This is a genomic window from Patulibacter sp. NPDC049589 (genome assembly GCF_040675535.1).
Lineage (GTDB): Bacteria > Actinomycetota > Thermoleophilia > Solirubrobacterales > Solirubrobacteraceae > Patulibacter.
This window is the reverse complement of the sequence record NZ_JBFAPC010000077.1, coordinates 1-26,624: the sequence shown is the minus strand read 5'-3', so window position 1 is coordinate 26,624 and position 26,624 is coordinate 1. Positions and strand designations below refer to the sequence as shown.

The following is a 26,624-nucleotide window of genomic DNA, read 5'->3' as shown; positions in this document are numbered from 1 at the left end:
CGTCGTCGCCGAGCAGCTCCGTGACGCGGTCGATCGTCGATGCGGTCTGAACAGCCATGGTGGTCCTTCTCGTTGCTTTGGGTTCCCGACGGTCCGGGCGGGCGGGGACGTCGACGCGCTCGGCGCGGCGAAGGCCACGCGGACGACGGTCTCCCTGCCCGTCCGCACGGGCCTGGTCGGCCCCGCGACGCTCCTGGAGCACGACGCGACCGACGGCCTGCTGCTGCAGCGCGGCAGCCGCCGGGCCCGCCTGACGGCTCTGCGGGTCCGGCTGGGCACCGGCTCGCGCGTCGTCGGCCGGATCGACGGCGGCGCGGTCCGCACGCTCTTCACCCTGAAGGCGCGGTCGCTGACGGTGAACGTCGCCAGGCGGACCGCCACGAGGAAGAAGGTCTCCTGGCGCCTGACCGCCGCCGCGGCGAAGACGCTGCGCGGCCGGCTCGGCGTCAAGGGCTTGAAGGCCGGCGTCTTCGCCAGCTCGACCCTCAGCGTCCGGCTCGCGGTGCCCGGCGGCCCCGGCTCGACGGTCCCGGGGACCGGCACCGGGACGGGCACGATGCCCGGCACCCCGACGAGCCCGACCACGCCGACCGCCCCGGTCGTCCCGAGCCCGGGCGCGCCGCCGGTCGACACCGCGCCGCTGGCCGACGCCATCGAGTGGGGCGTCCGCGCGTCGTTCCGCAACTACGTGCTCTCCGGCGGCTCGATCCTGCCCTCCGACGGCGCGCGCCAGACGCCCGCCGGCCTCTTCCGCTGGAAGACCCCGACCGTCACCTACGACGCCGGCACGGGCGCGCTGACCGCGGCGTTCCACGGCAGTGTCTCCTTCGAGAAGTACGGCGTCGGCGAGGCCGCGGCCCTGCGGCTGTGGGTGCGCAACCCGCGCGTCGTCGTCCCGGCCGCCTCGACCTCGGGCACCCTCTACGCCGACGTCTCCAGCAAGCAGCTGTCCGACGGCAGGATCGTGGACTACCCGAACGTCGCGTTCGCCGACCTCGGTCCCGCGACGAGCACGATCCCCGCCGGCGTCGGCGCCGGCGGCACGCTCAGCTGGTCGAACGTCCCCGCGAAGCTCACCGCCACCGGCGCCGACGCGTTCGCCGGCTTCTACCCCGCCGGCGACGCGCTGGACCCGGTCAGCCTGATCGTCACGCGGCCCTGAGGGCCCGCAAGGGGCGCCGACGGCGCCCCCGGGTCCTACCGGGCGACCATCGGCAGCTGGTTCTCGAGCGCGAACTTGCCGAGGTGATCCTCGGTGCCCGCGAGCGGGTACTGCCCCGTGAAGCAGGCGTCGCAGTGGCCGGAGCGCTCGCCGCGGACCGCCTCGTAGACGCCGTCGAGCGACAGGTACGCCAGCGAGTCGCAGCCGATGTGCTCGCGGATCTCCTCGACGGTGCGCTCGTGGGCCACCATCTCCTCGCGCGCCGACATGTCGACGCCGTAGTGACAGGGGTTGCGGATCGGCGGCGCGGTGATCCGGAAGTGGACCTCGCGCGCGCCGGCGTCCTTGAGCATCTTCACGAGCTGGCGCGTCGTGTTGCCGCGGACGATCGAGTCGTCCACGACGACGAGGCTCTTGCCGCCGACGACCTCGGGCAGCGGGTTGAACTTCAGCCGCAGGCCCTGCTGGCGCAGCTCGTTGCCGGGCTGGATGAACGTGCGCTGGACGTAGCGGTTCTTGACGAACCCGTCCTCCATCGGGATCCCGGTGGCGCGCGAGAAGCCGCGCGCGGCGGGGATGCCGGAGTCCGGCACCGGGACGACGAGGTCGGCGCCGAGCACCGGGGACTCGCGGGCGAGGATCTCGCCCATCCGCCCGCGGCTGCTCTGCAGCAGGTTGCCCTTCATGCGCGAGTCGGGGCGGGCGAAGTAGATGTACTCGAAGAGGCAGAACGACTCGCGCTGGCCCGGCTGGACCATGATCGACGTGATGCCGCGCTCGTCGAGGATCACGAGCTCGCCCGGCTCGACGTCGCGGACGTACGTCGCGCCGATGATGTCGAGCGCGCACGTCTCCGACGCGGCGACCCAGGCGTCGTCCTCGAGCTGACCGAGGACGAGCGGGCGGATGCCCTGCGGGTCGCGGAAGGCGTGGACGCGGTCGCGGTCCATGACGACCGTCGAGTACGCGCCCTTCAGGCGTGGCATGACCTCGACGATCGCGTCGGCGAGCGAGTCCGCCGGGGTGTTGGCGAGCAGCGCCGCCATGATCTCGGAGTCGGTCGTCGCCCGGAACGTGACGCCGCGGGCGGCGAGCTCGGCGTGCAGCTCGACCGCGTTGACGAGGTTGCCGTTGTGGGCCAGCGCGAGCTCGCGCAGGTCGTTGCGGTGCACCGGCTGGGAGTTCTCCCAGTCGTTGCCGCCGGTCGTCGAGTAGCGGGTGTGGCCGACGGCGATGTCGCCCGTCAGCGCGCGGAGGTCGTGCTCGTTGAAGACCTGCGACACCAGCCCCAGCGCGCGCTGGGTGATGATGTAGCCGCCCAGGTCGGCGGCCGCGATGCCGGCCGACTCCTGGCCTCGGTGCTGTAGCGCGTACAGCCCGTAGTAGGCGAACTTCGAGACGTCGCGCCCGGGGGCGTAGACGCCGAACACCCCACACTCGTCGCGGGGGCCTTCACGGTGATCGGTAGTGGAAACCATGCGCCGGCGCCGGGAGTAGGAAGCGGGATTTCACCGCGACACCTCTTGCGAGAGTAACAGCCGGTTCACTCGGTTCTGTGCGCATCAGGCAGAGGGCGGGCGTCGGCGGGGCCGGCCGCCCCGTGGCGTCCGCCGGGACGCCGCACGCGCACCCGGGAGGGGCCGGCCTCGGTCGCCGCGTACCCTTCCCGGTGATGTCGCGCCCGCCCCTCCGCCCCGGCCCGCTCTCCCCCCGCCGCAAGGTCCCGCGCGAGATCCCGCGCCCCGTCTACGCCCTGCTCGGCGAGCCCGGCCCGACCCATCCGCCGCGCGCCCGCACCGCGGAGGAGCTCGCGAACATGCGCGTCGCGTCCGACATCGCGTCCGAGGCGCTGGCCGCCGCGGCCGCCAAGGTCGCCCCCGGGGTCACGACCGACGAGATCGACGCCGCCGCCCACGAGGCGATGGTCTCCCGCGGCGCCTACCCGTCGACGCTGAACTACCGGGGCTACCCGAAGTCCTCGTGCATCTCGATCAACGAGGTCATCTGCCACGGGATCCCGGACCTCGAGACGACGCTCTTCGAGGGCGACATCGTCACGATCGACGTCACCGCGTACTACGGCGGCGTCCACGGGGACCTCAACCAGACGTTCGCCGTCGGCGCGGTCGACCAGCACTCCAAGGACCTCATGGAGGCCACCCGCCGCGCCGTCGACGCCGGGATCGCGGCCGTCAAGCCCGGCGGCCAGGTGCGGGACATCGGCAAGGCGATCGAGAAGCTCGTGCGGGGGCGCTTCGGGATCGTCCACCAGTTCGGCGGCCACGGCATCGGCCCGGACTTCCACGACGGCCTGCACATCCAGCACAACTACGACCGCCGCGGCACCGAGCGGTTCTTCCCCGGCCAGACGCTGACGATCGAGCCGATGCTCACCCTCGGCAGCCCCGACGCGCGGGTCTGGGAGGCCGACGGCTGGACCGCCGTCACGGTCGACGGCTCCCGCAGCGCGCAGGAGGAGCACACGATCCTCGTGACCGAGGACGGCGCCGAGGTCCTGACGACGCACGTCCCGCTGTAGGGGCGCGGTCGGAGGCCGCACCGGGGGGCGGCATCGGGGGGGGCCGCACCGGCGGGGGCATCCGGGGGCCGCACCAGCGGCGATCGGGCGCCTGTGCGGGCGCCTGATCGCCCCGGCCGGGGCACCTGCCGCGGGCCGTCCTCGCGGGCCGCCCCGGCGCCGGGCCGCCGCGATCGCCGGGCTCCCGCACGACGGGGCCCACCCGGGTCCTCGACGCGGATGCCCGCAGCCCCACTACGGTTGCGTACACCCGCGACGCGCATCACGCCGTCGCGCCAGGGCAGGAGACCTCCTCGATGACGCCACGCAGCCCCCGTACGACGACGCGCACCGTCCTCACCGTCCTCGGTGCGGTGCTCGTGAGCCTGGTCGGCTCGGCCTCCGCGCACGCCGCATGGGATCCGCAACCGGTGCCCGCGGCCCCGTCCGGGGGCGAGCGCGCGACCCCCAGGATCGTCGGCGGCACCGTCCTGCCCGACACCCTCGGGGCCCCGTACACCGTGGCGATCTTCACGGCGCTGACCCCGACGTCCGGCGAGGGCTGCAGCGGCACCGTGCTCGACCCGCTCCACGTCGTCACCGCCGCGCACTGCTTCGTCGAGAGCAACGGCACGCGGGCGACGCCGGCCCAGGTCAAGGTCGTGGCCGGCACGCCGAGCTACTACAACGCCGGCGCGGACCCGGGAGCGACGACGGTCGGCGCCGCGGCCGTGCGCGTCCACCCGCGCTACGACCCGGCGCAGTTCGACGACGACGTCGCGGTGGTCACCCTCGCCGCGCCGCTGAACTTCGCGACCGGCCGCGTCGGCGCCCTGGCGCTGCCCGCCGTCGGCTCGTCGATCCTGCCGAGGAACAAGTACGCCTACACCTCGCGCGACGTGCAGCTGACGGGCTTCGGCCTCAGCACCACCGGGGGCGACGACTTCGGCACGCTGCGCAGCGTCGACGTCAGCGCCATCCCGATCGGCTTCTGCCAGCAGGACAAGAACGTCGACGCCGCCGGCACCGACGCCCCGGCCGTGCTGCTCTGCTCCGACCAGGCGGGCGCCGGCGCCTGCCAGGGCGACTCCGGCGGCACCGCGGCGTCCGGCGCGCCCGGCGGCCGGTTCCTCGCCGGCGTGATCGACACGTCCGGCGAGGCGTGCGAGGAGGGCCGCAACCTCTACGCCAACGTCGCGGCCCCGGAGATCCGCTCGTTCATCGACGCGGCCCTCGTCGAGCGCGACCTGACGCCGGACGAGACCCCCCTGTCGCCCCGGGGCGGCCGCAGCGTGAAGCTGACCGGCAGCGCCGCCCGCGTCGGGCGCACCGTCCGCTGCCGCCGCGGCTCGTGGCGCAGCGGCGCGAAGTTCCGCTACGCCTTCGTGTTCGTGAAGGGCAAGAAGGAGCGCAACCGCGGCCTGAGCAGCAAATCGACGTACAGGCTGCGCTCCACGGACCGCGGCTGGTCCGTCAGCTGCGCCGTGCAGGCGCGCAACGGCGGCGGCACGGGCGTGACCTTCTGGCCCTACACGGTGAAGGTCCGCCGCTAGCCGGGGCCGGCGGCGGCCGGGGCCGGCGAGGGCGGGGCCGGCGGTGGCCGGGGCCAGCGAGGGCCGGGGCCGGCGCAGCCGGGGCCAGCGAGGGCCGAGGCCGGAGAGGGCCGAGGCCGGAGAGGGCCGAGGCCGGAGAGGGCCGAGGCCGGAGAGGGCCGAGGCCGGAGTAGCCGGGGCCGGAGTAGCCGGGGCCGGGGCCGGAGAGGGCCGAGGCCTGAGCAGCCGGGGCCGGGGCCGGCGGGGCCCGGGCCGGCGGGGGCAGAGGCCGGCGGGGGCAGAGGCCAGCGGGGGCAGAGGCCAGCGGGGGCAGAGGCCAGCGGGGGCAGAGGCCGGACCAGCCGGGGCCGGGGCAGCCGGGGCCGGAGCCGGGGCAGCCGGGGCCGGAGCCGGAGCAGCCGGGGCCGGAGCCGGAGCAGCCGGGGCCGGAGCCGGAGCAGCCGGGGCCGGCGGGGTCCGGGGCCGGAGCCAGGCCGGGGCCACGGCCAGCCAGAGGCGGCGCCAGCCGGGGGGGCGGGCCCGGAGCGGCCCGTTGGCCCGAGCGGCCCGACGGCGTCGATAGACGGTCGTATGACCCACCGTCCGCCGAAGGTCCACATCGCGTGCCGGTGGCCCTGCAGGCGCCTACCGTCGGTGCCATGACGGCCCCCGACCCACGCGAGACCCCGGAACCGACCTGGTCGCCGCGGATCGCCGCGCTGGCGCTCCTCGTCGCCGGCGCCGCCACCGCCGGACTCGCCTTGCACCCCGGACCGGCTCTCGCGGCCGGCGGGGGGTCTTGGACCGCGAGCCCCACCGCGCCCACCTCCGGCGTGTCGGCGACGCTCGTCCGCGTCACCGACGACGACGCAGCGGCCGACGACACGACCGTGGACGACGACGCTACCGCCGACGACTCCGACGTCCCGGTCGGGGACGACGACCCCACGGTAGCGGTCGACGACTCGGGCATCGAGATCGAGGGGATCCCGGACGACGACCCGATCGCCGCCGTCGTGGTCGACCGCCGCGGCAAGATCCTCGAGGGCCCGAAGACCTTCGCGGCGTCGAAGAGCGCCCGCGGCGTGAAGCTGCGCTGGACCGGCTGGAGCGCCCCGACGGCCACCGGCCGCGGCAAGGTCGTCGTCCGCTCGACGCACAAGGGCCACCGCACCCTGCGCGGAGCCGGCACGATCGTCCTCAGCGGCCCGGACTCCTGTGACGACGGCACCCCGATCTACCGCCGCGCGGTCGTCGCGATCCCCCGCAAGGCCAAGGTCACCGTGGCGCTGCCGGGCTGCTCGGCGCTCTAGGCCGGTCGGCGGGCTGCCGGCAACGGCCGGCCGGGCCCGCCCGCCAACCGCCCCGGCCACGCCCACCAGGAAACATTCCTCCCAGGTACCCATCCCGGTTCCCGCCGCCAACCGGCCCCGCCCGCCAACCGCCCCGGCCACGCCCACCAGGAAACCTTCCTCCCAGGTACCCATCCCGGTTCCCGCCGCCAACCGGGCCCGCCCGCCGACCGCCCCGGCCACGCCCACCAGGAAACGTTCCTCCCAGGTACCGATCCCGGTTCCCGCCGCCAACCGGGCCCGCCCGCCGACCGCCCCGGCCACGCCCACCAGGAAACGTTCCTCCCAGGTACCGATCCCGGTTCCCGCCGCCGGCCGGCCCGGACCGCCGCGGTCCCGGACCGCCCCGCCCCCCCCGCCATCCTCAGGTCGCCGTGGGCCCCGGCCTCGTCCGCCTCGCCGCCGCGATCATCGCGATCCAGACCGCGAGGAAGACGCCGACGACGCCGTAGCCGACGATCGTCATGTCCAGGCCGTCGACCCAGGCGAAGATGCCGCCGGTGAGGTCGAGCTGCTCGCCGGCGATCGAGATCGCCTGGATCGTGCCGACGCCGAGGGCCGCGACGACCGAGACGCCCGTGACCAGGACGTCGTAGCCGGCGCGGCGGTGCGCGTCGCCGGCCGCGCGGTCGTAGGTCGAGCGCATGAAGACGCCGTTGGCGGTGTCGCAGGCGCACATGCCCGCTGCGAACAGGAGCGGCAGGGCGAGGATCGCCTCGAAGGGGAGCCCGGCCGCGACGCCGCCGCCGGCCAGGACGAGCAGCGCGACCTCGGTGGCGGTGTCGAAGCCGAGGCCGAAGAGGAAGCCGAGCGGGTACATCCGCCCCGGCCGGTCGACGCGGCGGACGATCGGCCCGAGCAGCGACATCAGCGGCCCGCGGACGGCGATCTCGTCGTCGGCGACCGGGGCGGCGTCGGTCCCGCGCTGGACCGCGCGCCGGCGCCGCAGGGCCGAGCGCAGCAGCGCGACGTTCGCGGCCGCGATCCCGAGCAGGAAGACCGTCGAGACGATCGGGCCGATCAGGCCGGTGACCGTGTGCAGGGCCGAGCCGTCGTCCTGCACCGCGCCGCCGATCGACTTGACCCCGACGGCGAGCAGCAGCGCCAGCGCCAGGACCACGGTCGAGTGCCCGAGCGAGAACCAGAAGCCGACCGAGACGGGACGCTGCCCGCGGGCCACGAGGCGCCGCGTGACGTTGTCGATCGCGCCGATGTGGTCGGCGTCGAACGCGTGACGGAGGCCCAGCGTGTAGGCCAGCAGGCCGGTCGCCAGGCCGAAGGTCTGGCCGTCGTCGAGGTGGTGCTCGCCACGCGCGCCGATGAGCAGGAGCCCGAGGCCGAGCACGTGCAGCACGACGATCGTGCCGATCATGCCGCGGAACGGCGCGAGCACCGACGGGCGGGGGCCGGGTGGTCCGGTGGTCGTCGGGGAGGGAGACGTCGCCATCGCCCGGCCACGTTAGGCCGCGGCCCGGTGGTCGTGGTTTGTCCGAGCGTCCAAGACCACCCGGGCGGGCCGTTCCCCGCGCGGTCACGCGAGCGACGGTACGGGACCTAGGATCGTTCGTGATGCGTCTCAGCCCCCGCGAGCAGGAGAAACTGCTCATCCACGTCGCCGCCGACGTCGCCCGCCGGCGGCGCGAACGCGGCCTGCGCCTGAACCACCCGGAGGCGATCGCGCTGATCACCAGCGAGCTGCTCGAGGGAGCCCGCGACGGCCGCAGCGTGTCGGAGCTGATGACGTTCGGCAAGACCGTCCTGACCGCCGAGGACGTCATGGACGGGGTGCCGTCGATGATCCACGAGGTCCAGGTCGAGGCCACGTTCCCCGACGGCACCAAGCTCGTCACCGTCCACGACCCGATCGTCTGAGTGAGGTCCCCGATGCGCAAGCCCGCCCTCCCCGCCACCCGGTTGGCCGCCGTCCGGCGGGCCCTCGTGGCCGAGCACGCCCGACACCCGGCCGAGGATCTCGCCCGGCCGTCGCGGCCGGTCGTCGGGACGCGCGCCCCCGCACCGTCGTCCGGACGAGCCGGGACGTCGCCCGTCGCCCCGTCGGGTGACCACGCCGCGTCCCGCCCGGGCTCGTCGTCCGGGCGCCCCGCCCCGACGCTCGCGGCGGTCCGCAACGCGCTGGCCGGGCGCCCCGGGCACCCCCGGGGTGCGCGATGACCGCCGGCCCGATCGTCCCGGGCGAGCTGCTGCCCGCCGCGGGCGACGTGCCGCTGCGCCCCGACGCCCCGCGCACCACGATCCGCGTCGTCTCGACCGGCGACCGTCCGGTCCAGGTCGGCAGCCACTTCCACTTCTTCGAGGCCAACAAGGGCCTGCGCTTCGACCGGGCCGCGGCCTACGGGATGCGGCTGGCGATCCCGGCGGGCACCGCGGTGCGCTTCGAGCCGGGCGAGGTCCGCGAGGTCGAGGTCCTGCCGTTCGGCGGAGGCCGCGTGATCCGCGGGTTCCACGGGCTCGTCGAGGGCGCGCTGGACGAGCCGGGGATGCGCGGGGCCGCGCTCGAGCGGCTCAAGGCCGGCGGCTTCTTGGACGACGGGCCGTCGGGCACGACGACCGCCTTCGCCGACGCCCCGTGATGCGGCCCGCCCGTCGCTCTCTGGGGCCCCGCCGCCGTCCCCTCGTGCCGGCCGGCGCCCGCCCCACCACCCCTTCCGTCCCGGAGTCCGACCGATGAGCAGCCTCTCCCGCCACCGCTACGCGCGGATGTACGGCCCGACCGTCGGCGACCGCGTCCGCCTGGCCGACACCGCGCTGACCGTCCGCGTCGAGGAGGACCTGACGCTCGCGGGCGAGGAGGCCGTCTTCGGCGGCGGCAAGTCGCTGCGCGACGGCATGGGCCAGGGCACGATCACGGCGGCCGGCGGCGCGATGGACACGGTCATCACGAACGTCGTGATCGTCGACCACTGGGGGATCGTCAAGGCCGACGTCGGCCTGAAGGCCGGCCGGATCGCGGGCATCGGCAAGGCCGGCAACCCGGACACGATGGACGGCGTCACGCTGCCGGTCGGCGGCGCGACCGAGGTGATCGCCGGCGAGGGCCGGATCCTCACCGCCGGCGGCATCGACAGCCACATCCACTGGATCTCGCCGCAGCAGGCCAACGAGGCGATCGCGTCGGGCGTCACGACGATGATCGGCGGCGGCACCGGGCCGGCGTCGGGCACGAAGGCGACGACCTGCACGCCGGGCATCTGGCACGTCCACCAGATGCTGCTGCAGACGATGGACCTGCCGGTCAACGTCGGGCTGCTGGGCAAGGGCAACGTCTCGGCGCCCGCGCCGCTGGAGGAGCAGATCCGCGCCGGCGTCTGCGGGTTGAAGCTCCACGAGGACTGGGGCACCACGCCCCAGGCGATCCGCGTCTGCCTCGAGGTCGCCGACGAGTTCGACGTCCAGGTCGCGATCCACACCGACACGCTGAACGAGGCCGGCTTCGTCGAGGACACCCTCGACGCGATCGCCGGCCGGGCGATCCACACGTTCCACACCGAGGGGGCCGGCGGCGGCCACGCGCCGGACATCGTCCGCCTGGCCGGCGAGGCGCACGTGATGCCGTCGTCGACGAACCCCACGCGGCCGTACACGAGGAACACGCTCGAGGAGCACCTCGACATGCTCATGGTGTGCCACCACCTGAGCCGCGAGATCCCCGAGGACGTGGCCTTCGCGGAGTCGCGGATCCGCGGCGAGACGATCGGCGCGGAGGACGTCCTGCACGACCTCGGCGTCCTCTCGATGATGAGCTCGGACTCGCAGGCGATGGGCCGCGTCGGCGAGGTCTGGACCCGCAACTGGCAGACCGCCCACAAGATGCGCGAACAGCGCGGGCCGCTCGGCGACGACACCGACGCGACCGGCGACAACGAGCGGGTCAAGCGCTACGTCGCGAAGGTCACGATCAACCCCGCGATCACGCACGGGATGGCGTCGGAGATCGGCTCGGTCGAGGTCGGCAAGCTCGCCGATCTGGTCCTGTGGGAGCCCGCGTTCTTCGGCATCAAGCCCGAGCTGGTGCTCAAGGGCGGCTCCATCTCGTGGGCGCAGATGGGCGACCCCAACGCGTCGATCCCGACGCCCGAGCCGGTGATGATGCGCCCGATGTTCGGCGCCCTGGGCCGCGGCCCGCGCGAGACCGGCGTGACGTTCCTGTCGCAGGCCGCGATCGCCGACGGCGTCCCGGAGGCGATCGGCCTGGACCGCCGCGTCGTCGGGGTCTCGGGCACCCGGACGGTCGGCAAGCAGGACATGATCCACAACAGCGAGACGCCCGACATCCAGGTCGATCCCGAGACCTACGTCGTGACCGTGAACGGCGAGCGGGCCTACAGCGAGCCGGCGGAGTCGCTGCCGATGACGCAGCGGTACTTCCTCTTCTGAGGGGCGCGGGCCGGAGCACAGGCGCTGCGCCGGGTGGACGCCCGCGTGGAGACGTCGAGTGATCGCCACCGCGCGTCCCTGATGCGGGGGCCCGCGTACCGCCGTACGCTCGCACGTGATGGCGCGCCGTCCCCGTTCCGACCCGAGCCCCTCCGGGTACCCGGAGGGCGTGCTGCGTGCGGACGAGGAGGAGCTGGGCGCGGACGCCGACGACCGTCCCGCGCGCTACGAGACGCCGCCGCCGCTGGTGCGCCCGTGGGAGCGCCGCGCCGGGCTCGACCACCGTCCCGAGACCGGCCGTCCGGCTCCGGCGCCCGGCGACGTGCCGCGCTGGCTGCCGCGGCGGCTCGGGGAGCGGATCGCCGTCGCGCGGGTGCTCGCGCGCGAGACCCGCGAGCGGACCGTCGGCGGGGCGCGGATCGTCCGCGACGTCGCCGACGGCGTCCGTGACGAGGCGGTGCGGATGGTCCACGACGCGGAGGAGCGCGCGCACGCGGTCGCGACGACGGCCCGCGACCGCCGGGGCCGGCCCACGCTCCTCGTCGGGACCGCGGTCGTCCTCGCCGCATGCACCAGCCTGCTCGTCACCGCCGACCCGTGGGAGCCCTCCTCCGGCGCCCGCGGCTACGTCGCGTGGGGCGTCGCCGTCGTCGCGCTGGGCCTCGCGGCCGCCCGCCCGGGCGCCGCGACGACCGCGGCCTTCCGGACGATGCTGCTCCCCGTGGCGCTCCTGGCGGTGCTGGCGCCGCTGTCCCGCGCGGAGTCGCCGCTGGCGTGGGCGATGTTCGACGTGCCGGTGATGGGCGTCCTCGGGGCGGTGCTCGTCGGGGCCGCCGCGGCTGGGTCGCGCCGGGCCGCCGCGCGCCGGCCGTCGGCGGCGTCGGTCCTCCCCCGGGCCGCCGTCGGCGTCGCGACGCTCGCGGTGGCGCTCGCGGCCTGGGGCGTGCACACCGACCGCCGCGTGATCGACCGGACCCCCGCGAGCCCGGCGGCGCTGAGCGACCGGACCGGCGCCTTCCGCGGCATCGAGGTCGGGGCCCGCCTGAGCGACGTCCGCGCCCGCCTCGGGACGCCCACCATCGTCCCGGAGGGCGACCGCGCCGCAGGCCGGCCGCTGGACGCGCCGCGCGACCTCGCGCTGCCCGCGAAGCTGCCCGACGGCGGGACCTGGCGCTACGACGGCCTGGCCCTCGTCGTCAGCCGCTCCCGCGTGCTCGCGGTGGTCGTGACCGACGACGACGCCCAGACCGCCGCGGGGGCCGGGATCGGGGACAGCCTCGAGGTTTTCCGCCGCGCCTACGGCGGCCTGACCTGCGGCGGCGTGCGGCGGGACGACGAGACCAACCCGGCGTACCCGAGCTGCCGCAGCCGCCTGCCGGGGCGGCCGGGCCTGCGGCGGATCGCGGTCGCCTTCTCCGGCGACCCGGTGCAGAGCGTCGTCCTGCAGGGCCGGGCGACCGGGCCGCTGCTGGAGGGCACCACCGCGCCGCGGCGCGTCAGCCGCCGTGGGGCACGGTGACCCGCCGGGCGATCCGCCAGCCGTCGGGCGTCCGCACGACGGTGTCGAGGTACTGGCCGATCGCGACGCCGGGCGGTCCGAGACGGAAGTACTTGCTGCGGACCTCGCAGGAGTCGTCGGTCGACGCGACGATCTCGACGTTGGTCGTGTGGTGCGAGAACGCCGGGCGGTCGGGGCGGGGCCGGGGATCCTCCGGGGCGCCGGTCAGCATCGTCACGACGTCGCGGATGCCCCGCGACCGCGAGACGGTGCCGTCGGGGAGCGCGACGACGAACTCCGCGTCGGCGGTGAAGACGGTGGCGAACGGCTCGCCGCCGGTGTCCAGGACGTGGCCGTAGCGCGCGATCACTGCGTGCACGGCGAGCTGGTCCTCCGGGCTCACGTGCCCGACCGCGCCGGCGCAGCCTCCGGACGGGCCGCGCTCTGCAGCCCGAGGAGGCGGGCGAGGCGGGCGTGGGACGCGCGACGGTCCTCCGGGTCGGCGATCAGGTTCTGGACCATCAGCTCGTCGGCCCCGCTCTGCTGGAGCATCTCCTCCAGCGTCGCGCGCACCGCGTCGGGGCCGCCCGCCACGAAGCGCGGCCAGCGACCGCGGACGATCGACGTCGGCTCGTCGCGCTGCTCCGGGGTCAGCTCCGCGAGCCCGACGTCCCCCGGCGGGATGGTCGCCGCGGCGCCGAGGCGGCCCAGCCGCGCGTAGAAGCCCTTCGCCGAGCCGACCAGCCGCCGCCCGTCGTCGTCGTCCTCGCCGAGGGAGACGTTGACCGCCAGCATCGCCCGCGGCTCCGCGGGCCCGGCGTCGCGACGCCGGAAGCGCCGCCGATAGTCCTGCAGCGCCCCCGCGGCCGCTCCGGGGTTGATGAACCCGGCGAACGTGTAGCCCAGCCCGAGCTGCGCGGCCAGCCCGGCGCCCTGGGGGCTGGAGCCCAGCAGCCAGGTGCTGGGGCGGCCGGTCACGGACGGCATCAGCGGATGGCCCGCGAACGGGTGCTCCGCCGGGAAGGTCCCCTCGAGCCAGGCGAGCACCTCGGCCACCCGCTGCGGATGGTCGTCGACCGGCTGCGAGCGGCGATCCGGGCGCAGCGCCAGGTCGATCGCCGGGCCGCCCGAGGCCCGCCCGATCCCCAGGTCGACGCGACCGGGGTACATTGCCTCGAGCTGCTGGAACATCTCGGCGACCTTCAGCGGGCTGTAGTGGTTCAGGAGCACGGAGCCGGAGCCGACGTGGATTCGCGAGGTCTGGGCGCCCGCGGCCGCGATCAGGAGCTCGGGGTGGTGCGACGCGTTGGACGCGGTCACGTGGTGCTCGGCGAACCAGACCCGGTGGAAGCCGTGGGCCTCGGCGTGCTGGGCGGTCCGGATCGACTCGGCGAGCGCGCGAGACTCGTCCCCGTCGGGCCCGACCGTGCCCAGGTCGATGATCGAGACGTTCATCCGGAGTGCTCGGCGGGGGCCATCGGGCCACCGTACCAGGTGGTTGGTAGTCCCCAACTACCTCGCCGGGGACCGCCCGCTGCATGCACTCAAGGGGACGGCGCGGGCACCGCGGAGCCGTGGGCCGCGTCGATCATGCGCTGCTCGACGCGCCGCAGGAGCGCCGCGACCTGCTCGATCTCCGCCGCGTCGACCTCCGCGAACAGGTCGGCGAGGAGCGCGCGGCGGGCCGCGCGCAGGCGTGCGACCGCGTCCCGGCCGCGGACGCTGATGGCGATCATCGAGACCCGCCGGTCCGCCGGGTCGGGGGTCCGGACGACGAGCCCGTCGCGCTGCAGCCCCTGGATCCGGACGGTCGCGGTCGACGTGTCGACCTGGTGGCACGCCGCGATGTCCGAGACCCGCATCGGTCCGGCGACCTCGAGGTGCTCCAGCAGCCCGACCGACGCCGCGGGCAGGTCGACGCCCGCGGACGCGCCGACCCGGTCCTGGATCGGCCGACCGCCCATCCACCGGACCAGGGCGGAGACGCCGACCTCCAGCCGTCCGACCGGGGAGTCGCCCGCCTCGCCGACGATCTCGGGACCGGGCATCGCGATCGAGCGCACGCCCCGATCGTAGCTCGCGGGTCCGGGGTGCCCGGGGATCGGGTGTCCCAGCCGGTGCCCTACGACGCCGGCGCGGCCTCGGTCGAGGTGGGCACCGGGTCCGCCCCGGTCGCCGGCGTCGTCGCCGTCAGCGGGTTCGGCGTCGGGTCGGCCGGGGGCGCCGCCGAGCCCGGGGCGCCGAGCGTCACCGCCTGGATCGACGTGTGGAAGTGCGTCCAGTCCTTGAGGTTGCCGCACACGAAGAGCACGGTCGTCCGCCCCTTCACGGCCGCGGTCGTCGGACGGAAGCAGTTGCGGCTCGTCGGGCTGACACGCTGGGCGCGCGCCCACGTCAGGCCCTGGTCGAAGCTCTGCCACTTCTCGACCTTCGCGCGATGGTCGATGACGCGGCCCAGGTAGACGACGTAGGGATCCAGGGGGTCGAACGCCATGCCGCCGGTCTCGAACAGCCCCGCGGTGTGACGCTGGTAGCCGTCGGAGAAGGCCGGAGCGATCTCGGTGACCTGCCACTTCTCGCCGGTCCAGCGCCCGTACATGAAACGCTGCCAGCCCCGGTAGTAGCCCACGGAGAAGATGACGAGCGGCCGGCCGTGGCCGTCGTCGGCGACGTCCATCACCCACGCCTTGCCGAGCTTCGGGTCGTACGGGTAGACGACGTCGCCGTTGGCGGCGGGGATCGGCAGCTCGTTCAGGCCCGCGACGCGCTCGCCGTTCGCCTTGCTGAAGCGGCGGTCCTTGTACTCGAGGCAGTGGACGCTCGTGTCGCTCTGGTTCGGGTGGCTCTCGGTGTAGCACATGTGCACCACGCCGCTGCCCGGCAGACCGACCGCGTACTTGGCGTACGGGCGCTGCCCCTTCGGGCCCTGGACGATCTCGCGGGCCGGGCTCCAGGTGGTGCCCTCGCGGATCGAGAACGTGGGCTTCCAGCAGCCGCCGCGCCACGCCAGGAAGGTCTTGTCGGCGTTCAGCGAGATCGGGTTGGGATACGTGAAGCCGAGCTCGCCGGGCGCGTTGACCGGGATCTCCTTCGCCGTCGTCCACTCCTTGATCCCGCCGGGCTTGACGGTGAAGCGGTAGTACATCCGCGCCGGCCCGGACTTGGGCAGGTAGCGCCCCGAGTGCGGGCTGAAGAAGGCGACGATCCGGCCCTTGGCGGTGACCATCAGGCTCGGGTTGTTGTGGTCGTCGTTGCCCGTCGTCCCGAGCGTCACGACCTCCACCGGCTCGGTCGTCCCTGGCTTGTAGCGGGCGACCTTGACGCGGCCCCCGTTCGTGATCCACCCGGTGTACAGCCACGGGCCGTAGGCGACCGCCCGCTGGTCGCCGAAGTAGCTCCACGCGCCGGGGCCGAGCCGGCGCGTCTGCAGCGCGACCCGCTGCGGGAGGGCGCCCGGCGCCGGGCTCGTCTCGACCTGCAGCGCCTGGGTGCGCAGGCAGTCCGACGGCACCGCGGCCGCCTGCGCGACCGGCGCCGCGCCGCGGGGGGCGAAGGCGACGACGAGGGCTACGAGCCCGACGAGCCCGAGCACCACGAGGAGGCGCAGGGGTGGGCGGAGCGGGAACGGGGCGCGGGGCACGGCGGGTCCTTGGGACGACTGGCTACGGACGAGCGGGGCCCTCGTCCCGAACACGCTTCGGCGCGGGGCCTTCGGCGCTCGGTGGCGCGCGGATCGTACTAGCCGGATAGGCAGATCGCGCCGGGCACGTACGGTGTTCGCCTTCGGCCCGGCGAGCACGACGTGCACCGGCGTGCAGCGCCCGGAGCTCGAAGCGGGCGCCGCGTGGACCTTCCAGCGCCGGCGGCCGAGATGCACCTCCTCGGACCTAGCCTAGGCGCCGCTCGGAGCCATCCACCGCGCCCCGCCCGTCCGCTCGACGGATCAGCTAGCTCGCCCGCATGGGGCGCCGCGTCGTCCGGACCCCGCGCAGCGCACCCGGGCCAGCACCGACGCTGACGCCTCAGCGATCGGGTAAAGCTCCAGCTCCAGCGCCCGGATCGGCTCGACAGATCGACGATTTCCACGATGCGTACGCCGCACTATACGCTGCTGCCCAACGGGTCGGCGTGGTCGCCCTGAAGCCAGGAGAACCAGTGAAAAACTCAGGAGAAGACACCCCGCCTTCGACGGGGTACGGTTCGTGGTCGGACGGAGGGAGGTTCCGCCAGATCGGCGATGCCGATGGCTCGGCCGGCGGCCCTTCGACCTTTGCCGGTCGGTCGATCCGCACGATGCTGATCTCGATGCTGCTGTGCGTCGTGGCTGCCATGAGCCTCGCAACGGTGGCGGAAGCGCGGAAGGTGCCGCTCGGCGCGGCGATGGACTGGGCCAAGCTGTCGCCGAACACCCCGGACGCAGCCGCGTACCGCAACGCCTTCCAGCAAAACTATGGCGTCCTCGTACCGGAGAACGAGATGAAGATGAACGCGCTGTGGACGTCCATGCCCATCATGATCGGCGACACCGTGCTGTCCACGGGCATCAACTACGCGACGATGGACAAGATCGCGTCATACGCAGCACAGAACAACAAGAAGCTGCGCGGGCACACCCTCGTGTTCTGCAGCACGAACGGCCAGGGCGAGCCACCGTGGCTCCCACTCTTCAACGTCCTGTTCCCCAACGGCCAAACCCGGACGGACATGCTCCGGAAGTTCCTCCGCGTCTACATCCACGATGTCGTCCTGCGCTACAAGACGCAGGTCACGAGCTGGGACGTCACGAACGAGTTCTTCGTCGACCCGACGCCAGGCTCGCCGAACAACGGTGACGGCAAGCAGCGTCCGTGTTTCTGGACCAACGAGCTCGGCGAGAGCGTCATCGCGGACGCATTCCGCTGGGCCCGAGAAGCGGACTCGACGGCGAAGCTCTACGCCAACGAAGCGGGCCTCGACGACGAGAACGACGCGTCCCGCTACGGCCGCTCGCGGATCCTCGCACTTCGGAGCCAGGGCGTCCCGATCGACGGGATCGGACTGCAGATGCACCTCGACACGAACTCGCTGGCGGGGCACACGCAGTCGATCATGCAACCGTACTTCACTTCGTACACCAGCCGAGGTGTGAGCGTGATGGTGACCGAGATGGACGTGCGGTACGCGATCCCGACCTCCTCGTACGTCTCGTCCACCGGCCAGGCATTGGCACAGCGGGACCTCTACGCCAACATCGCAAGCGCATGCCAGAACGATGTGGGGTGTACCGGCTTCAATACCTGGGGGGTCGGGGACAAGTACACGTGGCGAGATGCGTTCGTTCCGGCCGGGGGACCGAACCACGAGTGGCCCCTGCCGTTCACGGTGGGGTGGCAGCCGAAGGACGCTTGGGCGCAGATCTGCTCGCGTCTCTGCCAGTGATGTAGACGTCGACCGAGCCCAGGCGCCGTCTGGAACGTCATGGTCTCGCTCGGGGCGTCGCCTGCCGTCAGGTGGAGATCCTCTGCCGTCTTCGGGGTCGCCCTGGCTGAGTGCGGGCAGGGCGGTCGCCCGCGGCGCACCAGCCGTAGATGGCGGGCCGTCCTGCGTGCCCGCGCAGGGCGGCGATCCCGGATAGCGTTCGCCGGACCTCAAGTATCGGCAAGGTCCCACCGTGAGCGCCGTTTCCGTCAAACCACAGGCCCCCGCAGCCCCCATCAGCGCGCGCATTCGCGGATTCGACCCGACCGTCTGGTGGGTGCTCGCCGCGACGCTCTGCGCCCTGGCGATGTGGGTTCAGCAACTCGGTGCACCCTTGTTTCTCGACGAGGGAGCAAGTTGGTACGTCGCCAGCCAGCCAACGCTCAGCGGGTTCTGGGACGTCCTGAAGGAGCAGGAGGTCGCCCCTCCGCCGTTCTACCTCGCGCTTCGCGCGGTCGTCGACGGTCTCGGAAAGAACGGGCACGCATCGATGCGTCTGCCGGTCGTCCTGACGACGTTGCCGCTCATCCCGTTGACGGCGGTCCTCGCTCGTCAGATCGGGGCGAGCCGCTTCGGGATCGTTGCCGCGGCGTGGCTCACTGCGCTCTCGCCAGCGCTCTTGCAGTACGGCCAACAGGTTCGCGCCTACGGCCCGTCAGCGACCGCTGCTGCGCTCGCCGCGGTCCTCCTCTTCCATGCGGCCGACCGCGGATGGACTCCGAAGCGTTCAGTCGTTGCTGCGATCATGCTGGGCCTCGTTCCGTGGATGCACTACGTCGCCGCGTTTCCAGCCGCCATCGTTGCTGTGGCCGTGTTGCTGCGCGCGCCGCGCCGCCGCGCCTTCCTAGTTGTCGGGATCGCCGGAGCCCTGTGGGTCGCCGCCGCGATCTTCGCGCGAACGCAATACGACTCCGCCGGGGCCGGCGTCGACGCGTTCACCGAGCTCGGTGGTCTCGACCTCCGTCGTGTCCTCGCGACCTCGTGGCAAGGTCGATTCGACGGTGACGAGTGGCTGCGCACCGTCGGTATCGCGGCCCTCATCTTGGCCGCAGGTGCGCTCGCGCTGCGCGGGGCCCGGAGGCGGGCCGTCCTGCTCGCGGGTCTCGGCGGACCGGGCCTCATCGTCGTCGTCTCCGCCGTCGGTCCCGACATCGTCACGCCGCGATACCTCGTCCCCGCGATCCCGTTCCTCCTCGTCGGTCTCGCCGCGACGCTCAAGAAGAACGCCGCGTCGGTCATCGTCCTGGGTGTGCTCCTGCTCGCGGGCGCGTTCGGCGTCCGGCGATCGCTCGATCCGTCCACGGGCCAGTACACGGACAATGAATCGCTCATCGCCGCGATCGGACCAGACCTCGTTCCCACCGCCGTGGTCGCCTCGGACAACATCGCTCAAGCAACGTGGCTGACGAGCTACGTCGGCGCCCGAAGAGGTGTCGCAGGGGTCCAGGGTGCGTGGGGGTCCGGAGGGCTCAAGCAGGTCGCCTGTGGGCGTCGCATCATTCGCCAGATCGTCACCCCGAACATGAACCGATACGTCCTCTCGGAGTGGTGGAAGGCGGCTGACTACCGCATCCGATACCGCCCCTTGACTGCCGGGAACACCCTGGGGATCGCCGACCCCGTCCCGGGGAGCTCAGCCTGCCCGCCCTCCGGTCCGTTCGGCGGATGACCGGCGGATCTCCCGCCCGATTCCGCAGGGCCCGATCGCGCACTTGCCTCCCGAGCGGGCGCCGCGGTTCCCGGCTCCTCAGATCGCCAGCAGCTTGCCGGCGGCGGCCTCGTCCATGTCTGCGGTCTTGCCGCTGGCGACGACGTGGCCGGCCTCGAGGACGACGTAGTCCTCGGCCATCCGCAGCGCCATCTCGACGTACTGCTCCGCGATCAGGAGGCCGATGCCGTCGCGGTCGCGCAGCGCCAGGATCGATTCCTCGATCTCGGCGACGATCGACGGCTGGATGCCCTCGGTCGGCTCGTCGAGCATCAGGAGCCGCGGCTTCGTCAGCAGCGCGCGGGCGATCGCGAGCTGCTGGCGCTGGCCGCCGGAGAGGAACGCCACCGGCCGCTTGAGCAGCGGCTTCAGGCGCGGGAAGAGGTCCAGGACCTCGTCGATGTCCGACCGCTTCGCGCCCTTGCGGGCCTCCAGCACCACCGCGAGGTTCTCCGCGACGGACATGCCGCCGAACCCGGAGCGCTCCTGCGGCGCGTAGCCGATGCCCGCGCGGACGCGGTCCCACGGCGCCATGCCGGTGATGGCCTCGCCGTCGAGGGCGACCGTGCCCGAGCGGACCGGCAGCACCCCCATGATCGCGTTCATCAGCGACGTCTTGCCGGCGCCGTTGCGGCCGAGGATGCAGGTGCTCCCGCCCTCCTCGAAGGCCATGGAGACGCCGAACAGGACCTGCGTGCGCCCGTGGGCGACGTCGAGGTCGACGGCCGAGAGCCTCATGCGTCCTCCTCCTTCGTGGTGGCGCTCGCGGGCGGGGCGCCCGGCGCGTCGGTGACGCCCGCGTCCAGCGGGGCGGGGCCCGGCGCGTCCGGGTCGTCGGCCGGCGGAGCGAACGGCGCCTCGCCGGCGTCGGCGGCGCCGCGGGAGACCGAGTTGCGGTCGTCCTTGGCGCGCCCGATGTAGACCTCCTGGACGGTGGCGTCGGCCTGGACCTCGGCGACCGTCGCGTCGGCCTTGAGCACCTTGCCCTCGTGCAGGACCGTCACGCGGTCGGCGAACCGCCGCATGAAGTCCATGTCGTGCTCGACGACGAGGACCGTGCAGTCCTTGGCCACGAAGCGGACGAGCTCGCCGGTGCGGGTTCGCTCGTCGGGGCTCATGCCGGCGACCGGCTCGTCCAGGAGCAGCAGCCGCGGCTTCTGCGTGAACAGCATGCCGATCTCCAGCCACTGCTTCTGGCCGTGCGCCAGCTCGCCCGCCGGGCGGTCCGCGACGTCGCGCAGGCCGGTGACCTCGAGCGCCTCGACGACCTCGGGCCGCATCCCGCGGCGCTGCCGCAGGAGGCTGCGCAGCCCCATCCGGAAGCTCGCCGCGATGTCGAGGTTCTCCGCCACGGTCAGGGTCTCGAAGACCGTGGCCGCCTGGAACGACCGGCCGACGCCCATGTGGACGATCCGGTGCTCCTTGTGGCCCGTGAGCTCCTGGTCGTCGAACTTCACGGACCCCGTCGTGGGCTTCGTGAGGCCCGTGATGATGTCCACGAGCGTCGTCTTGCCGGCGCCGTTGGGGCCGATCAGGAAGTGGACCTCGCCCTGCCGCGCGTCGAGGTCGACGTCCGTCAGGGCCTGGAAGCCCCCGAACGTCACCCCCAGCCCGCGGATCTGCAGGATCGGCCACGGGGCCGTCGGGTCCCGCTTCTTCGCCGCCTCGGGCGGGGTGGTCGTCGGGGTGCTCATGCCGCCTCCTCCGCCGTGCGCCCGGTGATCCCGGGCCCGCTGGTGCCGCGCGCTCCGCGCCGTTCGCGCCAGCCCTTCAGCCACGCACCGGCACCCGCCAGCCCGGCCGGCGCGAACGCGACGACGAGGATGAACAGGAGCCCCTGCGCGTAGAGCCAGCCGGACGGGAACTGCTCGCTGAGCTCGGTCTTCGCGAAGTTCACGAGGACCGCGCCGGCGATCGCGCCCGCCATCGAGATCCGGCCGCCGACGGCCACCCAGATGACCATCTCGATCGACGGCACGATGCCCAGCGACGTCGGCGAGATGATCCCGACGATCGGCACGAACAGCGCGCCGGCGATCCCCGCCATGCCGGCCGCGGACGCGAACGCCACGACCTTCACGGTCGTCGGGCTGTACCCGAGGAAGCGCACGCGGTCCTCCCCGTCGCGGACCGCGACGAGCAGCTTGCCGTAGCGGCTGCGGACCATCTGCCGGGCGATCAGGAAGACCACCAGCAGCGCCGCGAGGACGACGAAGTAGAGCGTCAGCTTGTCCCCGCTGTCGGCCAGGTCGAGCCCGAAGAACGTCGAGACCGTCAGCCCGTTGGTGCCGCCGGTGAGGTCCTGCTGGCCGACCAGGAGGATCACGAACGCCGCCGCGAGCGCCTGCGTGAGGATCGCGAAGTACGGCCCGCGGACCCGACTGCGGAAGACCAGGAGGCCCAGCAGCGTCGCGACCGCCATCGGCAGCACGACGACCATGATCAGCGTGAAGACCGGGGACTCGAACGGCTTCCAGAGCCCCGGCAGGTCCTCCGCGCCGGTGAGGCTCATGAACATCGGGTTCTGGCCCTCGGGCGCGTCGGCGAGCTGCAGGTGCATCGCCATCACGTAGCCGCCGAGCCCGAAGAACAGGCCCTGGCCGAGGACGAGCATGCCGCCCCGCCCCCACGCCAGCGCGATCCCGACCGCGACGATCGCGAAGACGAGGTACTTGGCGAGCAGGTCCAGGCGGAAGCTCGAGAGCATCGCCGGGGCGACGACGATCAGGAGGAACGCGATGATCGCGAACGCGATCCGCGGCCCGACGTCGGCCTTCGTGCCGACGACGTTGCGCCGGAACCAGCCGGGCCCGCCGCCTTCGGGGGTGGTCCCCGCGGCCGCCGGAGCGGTCGCGGGGTCGTCGGTGGCGCTGCTCATGCGAGACCCCTCGTCTCCTGGGCGACGATGCCCTGTGGCCGGACCTGCAGGAACGCGACGATCAGCACGAAGACGATGACCTTGGCGAGGCTCGCCTCCGTCCAGTACTCGATCAGCGAGTTGCACAGTCCGAGGACGACGGCCGCGATCACGGCGCCGCGGAGCTTCCCGAGCCCGCCGGCGACGACGACCAGGAACGCGTCGATGATGTAGTTGGTGCCGAGCGTCGGTCCGACCGAGCCCAGCTGGGTGATCGCGACGCCCGCGACGCCGGCGAGGCCGGAGCCGAGGAAGAACGTCCGCCGGTCGACGCTGGCGGTGCCGATGCCGCTGGCGGCCGCGAGCTGGCGGTTCTGCATGACTGCGCGCATCCGGCGGCCCTGCTTCATCCGCTCGACGACGTACCAGGCGCCGGCGGTGGCGGCGAGCGCCAGGCCCATGATGAAGAGGCGGTTGTAGGCGACGTCGACGCCGATGATCTGCGTGCCGCCGTTCAGCCAGCCCGGGCTCTTCACCTCGACGTTCTGCGCGCCGAAGATGTCGCGGGCGGCCTGCTGCAGGACGAGGGCGACGCCCCAGGTGACCAGCAGCGTGTCGAGCGGCCGGCCGTAGAGCCTCCGGATCAGGAGCCCCTCGAGCAGCAGCCCCATGGTCCCGGCGACGAGCAGCGCGGCGGGGATCGCGAGCAGGAAGGCGGTGGCGGTCGCACCGTCGCCGAGCGCCTGCTGCATGACGTACGTGGTGTACGCGCCGGCCATGATGAACTCGCCGTGCGCCATGTTGATGACGCCCATCTGGCCGAACGTGAACGTCAGGCCGAGGGCGACGAGCAAGAGGATCGATCCGATGCTCAAGCCGACGAAGATCTGGGAGAGAAGCTGTTCCACGGGTGCTCCTTTCGGGGGTGGCCGTGACGGACCGGGGGGCCGGGCGCCCGCGGCCCGGGACCCCGCCGACCACACGGGCCCGGGAGCGCTGCGTGCGCTCCCGGGCCGGGCGGCGGGCGGGGCCCCGGGCCGGGCGGTCCGGCTCGGGGTCCGTCCTACAGGCCCTTGGCCCAGGGGTAGGTCTTCAGGAACGGATCCGGCTTGATCGGACCGTCGGACTCGTAGACCGTGTCGATCAGGCCCTCGGGGTTGATGACGCCGATGCGGGCGGTCTTGTAGATGTGCTGGTTCTCGCCGTCGATCGTGACCTTGCCCTCCGGCGCGTCCAGCGTCAGGCCCTTGGACGCGGCCTTGACCTTCTCCGGGTCCGTGGAGCCGGCCTTCTCGACCGCGGCGGCCCAGAGCTTCACGCCGACGTAGCCGGCCTCGATCGGGTCGTCCGTGACGCGCTTCTGGCCGTACTTGGCCTTGTAGGCCTTGACGAACGCCTCGTTCGCCGCCCCCGGGGTCGTCTGGTAGTAGTTCCAGGCCACGATCTGGCCCTTGACCTTGTCCGCGCCGATGCCGCGGACCTCGTCCTCGGCGACGGAGACGGAGACGACCGGCAGCTTCGTGGCCGGCAGGCCGGCGCCCTCGAGCTGCTTGAAGAACGCGACGTTGGAGTCGCCGTTGAGCGTGTTGAAGATCGCGTCCGGCTTGGCGGCCTTGACCTTGTTGACGATCGTCGAGAACTCGGTGGAGCCCAGCGGCGCGTACTCCTCGCCGAGGACCTTCATGCCGTTGGCCGCGGCCCAGGCCTTGATCTCCTTGTTGGCCGTGCGCGGGAAGACGTAGTCGGAGCCGACGAGGTAGATCGACTTCGTCTTCTTCTTCTCCTTCAGGAACTCGAGCGCCGGGATGATCTGCTGGTTGGTCGTCGCGCCGGTGTAGAAGATGTACGGTGAGGCCTCGAGGCCCTCGTACTGGACCGGGTAGTACAGGAGCGACTTGTTGCGCTCGAAGACCGGCAGCATCGCCTTGCGGGACGCCGAGGTCCAGCCGCCGAACGTCGCGGCGACCTTGTCCTGCGAGATCAGCTTCTGGGCCTTCTCGGCGAACGTCGGCCAGTCGGACGCGCCGTCCTCGATGACCGGCTCGATCTTCTTGCCGAGGACGCCGCCCTTGGCGTTGAGCTCCTCGATGGCGAGGAGCTCGGAGTCCTTCACCGAGACCTCGGAGATCGCCATCGTGCCGCTCAGCGAGTGGAGCACGCCGACCTTGACGGTGTCTCCCCCGCCGGACTTCGACGCGGACGATGAGTCGTCGTCGCTGGCGCAGCCGGTGGCGAACAGCCCGACCGTGCAGAGCAGGCCGGTGGCGATCCAGGTGCGGGCGCTTCGGTGATGCGGTCGTGCTGGCACGACGTCCCCCCAGGGTTCGGCGACCGGGGCGGCCCGGCCGGCGTGGTCTCGTCCGGCACGACCGGGCGGTCGCACCGCATCCGGCCCCCGGACGCCGCTCCCGTCCAAGGAGAGACGGTCGCGGCGTCGGTGACTGGACCCGGTGGAGCCTGCCGCCGGGACGCCGCCCCGCCGTGCGCCCGATGGACGACGTCGGTGGGCGCCGGGAGCGGGATCGGCGCCGTTCACCTCACCCTCGGGACTGCTAGCCGGCGTGACGGGTGAGGCCCCGGCCGGGCCCTCACCCCGCGGGGCGCGGGCTCACCCGGGGTGAACGGGCCGGTCGGGAGGGGTCGCGGGCGGTGGGGGCGCCGGCGGGGGCCGGGCGAGGGGCGGCGCGGTGGGGGTGGGTACCGCAGGTTCGTAGCGCCCAGCGGGGCCTATCTGCAGCCGTTCGGCGTCGGCGGGGAGGTCCGGAGCGTCCGCGCTACCGCGCGAGCCGCGCCTTCAGCGCCGTGATCCGCGTGGCCGCGTCGCGGATCCGGGACTTCGGGATCCGGCCCGCCCGAACGTCGGCGCGGAGGCGGGCGAACGCGTCCGCCGACGCGCGCTCGGAGCCGGCGTAGAGCAGCAGGTCGAGGCCGGCGTTGACCGCGCGACGGGCCGGCCGGTCATGGGCCGTGACCGCCGGGGTCTCCAGGTCGTCGCTGATCGTGACCGGGCGGCCGCCCGTCGCCCGGGGCAGCTCGCGGCGGTAGGCGTCGGGCGTGAGGACGGCGGGCAGCGGTCCGAGCAGGCCGGGGTAGCTGGCACTGCTCATCATCACCAGCGTCGTGTCGTCGCCGCCGCAGCGCCGGTAGGCCGTGAGGTCGCCGCGCAGCGCCGCCGGTCCGCCGGCGACCCGCGACCGCGCCAGGTCCGTGTTCGTCGTCGCGCGACCCAGGCCGGGGAAGTGCTTGAGCGTCGCCGCGACGCCCCCGTCGCCCAGGCCGTCGGCGAACGCGCACGCCCGGGACGCCACGCGGTCGGGCGAGCGTCCGAAGGCGCGGTCACCGAGGAACGCCCGCGCCCCGGAGGAGACGTCCGCGACAGGCGCGAGGTCGACGGTCGCGCCGGCCCGGGTCAGCAGCCGCGCGGTGCGCCGGCCCTGCGACCGGACCGCACTCGCGGAGCCCATGTCGGCGGCCGCCGGGACGGGCGCGCCGGGCAGCCGCCGGACGGACCCGCCCTCCTGGTCGATCGCCACCAGGAGCGGCGGATGGCCGCCGCGCCGCGCGACCGCCTGCAGGCGCGACACCGAGCGACGAACGCGCCTCGGCCCACCCGTCACGTTGTCGGCGAAGAGGATCACGCCGCCCACCTCTCCGCGGCCGACCCGGCGCAGCAGCGACGGGGACGGCGACGGCCCGGAGAACCGCGCGACGATCATCTGGCCGAGGGCCAGGCGGGAGGGCATCGGCGCAGGCGCGCCGTCCCCGGGCGGGTCGTCCGACCGTTTCCCGGCCGAGGCGCCGTCGCCCGTCCGCCCGCCGTCGTCCGGTGTCCCATCGCCGCGGGCGGCGTCGGCGGCACCCGGGTCACCGGCCGTCCCGGCCCCTGCGGCCGCGTCGCCCGGGGCCGTTCGCGTGACCGCCGCACCGTCCTCCGGCGCCGGCGCGGCGGGTGCCGTCGGATCGTCTCCCCCGCAGCCCGCGAGCACGAGCAGGGCGGTGGCGGCGAGGGGTGCGGTCGTCCTGGGGAGGCGGCACGGCATCGCTCCGAGGCTAGAAGACCGCTGAAATTGTCGGGGGTCTGTCCGGCGGTTTCGGGATCCTTGGTGGGTGCTTGCGGAGCGGTCGGGGCAGGTCGGGTTGTTCGA

The 26,624-nt window shown here is 73.6% G+C and carries 22 protein-coding genes; 10 read left to right on the top strand and 12 right to left on the bottom strand.

Going from position 1 to position 26,624, the window contains the following annotated elements; all coding sequences use genetic code 11:
* Positions 1 to 1,162 (top strand): HtaA domain-containing protein (locus AB0L40_RS15355; RefSeq protein ID WP_364356004.1); only part of this gene is annotated, 1,162 nt, incomplete at its 5' end.
* A gap of 35 nt (positions 1,163 to 1,197) precedes the next feature.
* On the opposite strand, the gene purF is transcribed toward AB0L40_RS15355, so the two are convergent.
* Positions 1,198 to 2,592 carry an amidophosphoribosyltransferase gene (gene purF / locus AB0L40_RS15350; protein ID WP_364356001.1) on the bottom strand — a complete coding sequence of 465 codons (1,395 nt, stop codon included), beginning with the start codon at positions 2,590 to 2,592 and terminating at the stop codon, positions 1,198 to 1,200.
* A gap of 242 nt (positions 2,593 to 2,834) precedes the next feature.
* On the opposite strand from purF, the gene map reads away from it, so the two are divergent.
* The 3 genes from map to AB0L40_RS15335 all read left to right on the top strand — a co-directional run bounded on the left by map (position 2,835) and on the right by AB0L40_RS15335 (position 6,525).
* Positions 2,835 to 3,701 (top strand): type I methionyl aminopeptidase, encoded by an 867-nt coding sequence (map, locus tag AB0L40_RS15345; RefSeq protein WP_364355998.1) that lies wholly within the window; start codon positions 2,835 to 2,837, stop codon positions 3,699 to 3,701.
* A gap of 296 nt (positions 3,702 to 3,997) precedes the next feature.
* Positions 3,998 to 5,233, top strand: a complete 1,236-nt coding sequence (locus tag AB0L40_RS15340) for a trypsin-like serine protease (protein ID WP_364355995.1) — start codon at positions 3,998 to 4,000, stop codon at positions 5,231 to 5,233.
* Between the two features lie 638 nt (positions 5,234 to 5,871).
* Complete coding sequence (locus tag AB0L40_RS15335; RefSeq protein ID WP_364355992.1) at positions 5,872 to 6,525, top strand: hypothetical protein; 654 nt, start codon at positions 5,872 to 5,874, stop codon at positions 6,523 to 6,525.
* A gap of 403 nt (positions 6,526 to 6,928) precedes the next feature.
* Here AB0L40_RS15335 and AB0L40_RS15330 read toward each other — a convergent pair whose 3' ends face one another.
* Entirely contained in the window at positions 6,929 to 8,011 is a 1,083-nt protein-coding gene (locus AB0L40_RS15330; protein WP_364355989.1) for a HoxN/HupN/NixA family nickel/cobalt transporter, read from the bottom strand.
* Positions 8,012 to 8,133: 122 nt separating this feature from the next.
* On the opposite strand from AB0L40_RS15330, the gene AB0L40_RS15325 reads away from it, so the two are divergent.
* The 4 genes from AB0L40_RS15325 to AB0L40_RS15310 all read left to right on the top strand — a co-directional run bounded on the left by AB0L40_RS15325 (position 8,134) and on the right by AB0L40_RS15310 (position 12,478).
* The gene (locus AB0L40_RS15325; RefSeq protein ID WP_364355986.1) at positions 8,134 to 8,436 is read left to right on the top strand and encodes an urease subunit gamma; all 303 of its coding nucleotides are present in this window, start codon (positions 8,134 to 8,136) and stop codon (positions 8,434 to 8,436) included.
* A gap of 296 nt (positions 8,437 to 8,732) precedes the next feature.
* A complete protein-coding gene (locus tag AB0L40_RS15320; RefSeq protein ID WP_364355983.1) occupies positions 8,733 to 9,155 on the top strand; it encodes an urease subunit beta in 423 nt (140 codons plus the stop codon).
* A gap of 94 nt (positions 9,156 to 9,249) precedes the next feature.
* Positions 9,250 to 10,959 carry an urease subunit alpha gene (gene ureC / locus AB0L40_RS15315; protein WP_364355980.1) on the top strand — a complete coding sequence of 570 codons (1,710 nt, stop codon included), beginning with the start codon at positions 9,250 to 9,252 and terminating at the stop codon, positions 10,957 to 10,959.
* Positions 10,960 to 11,077: 118 nt separating this feature from the next.
* The gene (locus tag AB0L40_RS15310) at positions 11,078 to 12,478 is read left to right on the top strand and encodes a hypothetical protein (RefSeq protein ID WP_364355977.1); all 1,401 of its coding nucleotides are present in this window, start codon (positions 11,078 to 11,080) and stop codon (positions 12,476 to 12,478) included.
* On the opposite strand, the gene AB0L40_RS15305 is transcribed toward AB0L40_RS15310, so the two are convergent.
* The 4 genes from AB0L40_RS15305 to AB0L40_RS15290 all read right to left on the bottom strand — a co-directional run bounded on the left by AB0L40_RS15305 (position 12,456) and on the right by AB0L40_RS15290 (position 16,097).
* A complete protein-coding gene (locus AB0L40_RS15305) occupies positions 12,456 to 12,860 on the bottom strand; it encodes a nuclear transport factor 2 family protein (protein ID WP_364355975.1) in 405 nt (134 codons plus the stop codon). The two genes, AB0L40_RS15310 and AB0L40_RS15305, sit on opposite strands and share 23 nt — an antisense overlap.
* Positions 12,857 to 13,912 carry an MsnO8 family LLM class oxidoreductase gene (locus AB0L40_RS15300; RefSeq protein ID WP_364355972.1) on the bottom strand — a complete coding sequence of 352 codons (1,056 nt, stop codon included), beginning with the start codon at positions 13,910 to 13,912 and terminating at the stop codon, positions 12,857 to 12,859. The genes AB0L40_RS15305 and AB0L40_RS15300 overlap by 4 nt, the downstream gene beginning before the upstream one ends.
* Positions 13,913 to 14,001: 89 nt before the next feature.
* On the bottom strand, positions 14,002 to 14,520 hold the full coding sequence (locus tag AB0L40_RS15295; RefSeq protein WP_364355969.1) for a MarR family winged helix-turn-helix transcriptional regulator: 519 nt from the start codon (positions 14,518 to 14,520) through the stop codon (positions 14,002 to 14,004).
* 59 nt (positions 14,521 to 14,579) lie between these two features.
* The gene (locus tag AB0L40_RS15290) at positions 14,580 to 16,097 is read right to left on the bottom strand and encodes a BNR-4 repeat-containing protein (RefSeq protein WP_364355966.1); all 1,518 of its coding nucleotides are present in this window, start codon (positions 16,095 to 16,097) and stop codon (positions 14,580 to 14,582) included.
* A 488-nt stretch (positions 16,098 to 16,585) separates the two neighbouring features.
* Here AB0L40_RS15290 and AB0L40_RS15285 point away from each other — a divergent pair, with 488 nt between their 5' ends.
* Positions 16,586 to 17,875 (top strand): endo-1,4-beta-xylanase, encoded by a 1,290-nt coding sequence (locus AB0L40_RS15285; RefSeq protein ID WP_364355963.1) that lies wholly within the window; start codon positions 16,586 to 16,588, stop codon positions 17,873 to 17,875.
* Positions 17,876 to 18,107: 232 nt separating this feature from the next.
* Positions 18,108 to 19,583 carry a hypothetical protein gene (locus tag AB0L40_RS15280; protein WP_364355960.1) on the top strand — a complete coding sequence of 492 codons (1,476 nt, stop codon included), beginning with the start codon at positions 18,108 to 18,110 and terminating at the stop codon, positions 19,581 to 19,583.
* 78 nt (positions 19,584 to 19,661) lie between these two features.
* Here the strand turns inward: AB0L40_RS15280 and AB0L40_RS15275 are convergent, their stop codons facing one another.
* The 6 genes from AB0L40_RS15275 to AB0L40_RS15250 form a co-directional block, all read right to left on the bottom strand.
* Complete coding sequence (locus AB0L40_RS15275) at positions 19,662 to 20,360, bottom strand: ATP-binding cassette domain-containing protein (protein WP_364355957.1); 699 nt, start codon at positions 20,358 to 20,360, stop codon at positions 19,662 to 19,664.
* Positions 20,357 to 21,316: an urea ABC transporter ATP-binding protein UrtD gene (urtD, locus tag AB0L40_RS15270; RefSeq protein ID WP_364355954.1), complete on the bottom strand. Its 960-nt coding sequence runs from the start codon at positions 21,314 to 21,316 to the stop codon at positions 20,357 to 20,359. The genes AB0L40_RS15275 and urtD overlap by 4 nt, the downstream gene beginning before the upstream one ends.
* Positions 21,313 to 22,500 (bottom strand): urea ABC transporter permease subunit UrtC, encoded by a 1,188-nt coding sequence (gene urtC, locus AB0L40_RS15265; protein WP_364355951.1) that lies wholly within the window; start codon positions 22,498 to 22,500, stop codon positions 21,313 to 21,315. Before urtC ends, urtD begins: the two co-directional genes overlap by 4 nt.
* Complete coding sequence (gene urtB / locus AB0L40_RS15260) at positions 22,497 to 23,387, bottom strand: urea ABC transporter permease subunit UrtB (protein ID WP_364355948.1); 891 nt, start codon at positions 23,385 to 23,387, stop codon at positions 22,497 to 22,499. The genes urtC and urtB overlap by 4 nt, the downstream gene beginning before the upstream one ends.
* A gap of 155 nt (positions 23,388 to 23,542) precedes the next feature.
* Complete coding sequence (urtA, locus tag AB0L40_RS15255) at positions 23,543 to 24,718, bottom strand: urea ABC transporter substrate-binding protein (protein WP_364356007.1); 1,176 nt, start codon at positions 24,716 to 24,718, stop codon at positions 23,543 to 23,545.
* A gap of 535 nt (positions 24,719 to 25,253) precedes the next feature.
* A complete protein-coding gene (locus AB0L40_RS15250) occupies positions 25,254 to 26,222 on the bottom strand; it encodes a glycoside hydrolase family 3 N-terminal domain-containing protein (protein WP_364355945.1) in 969 nt (322 codons plus the stop codon).
* Between the last annotated feature and the right edge of the window lie 402 nt (positions 26,223 to 26,624).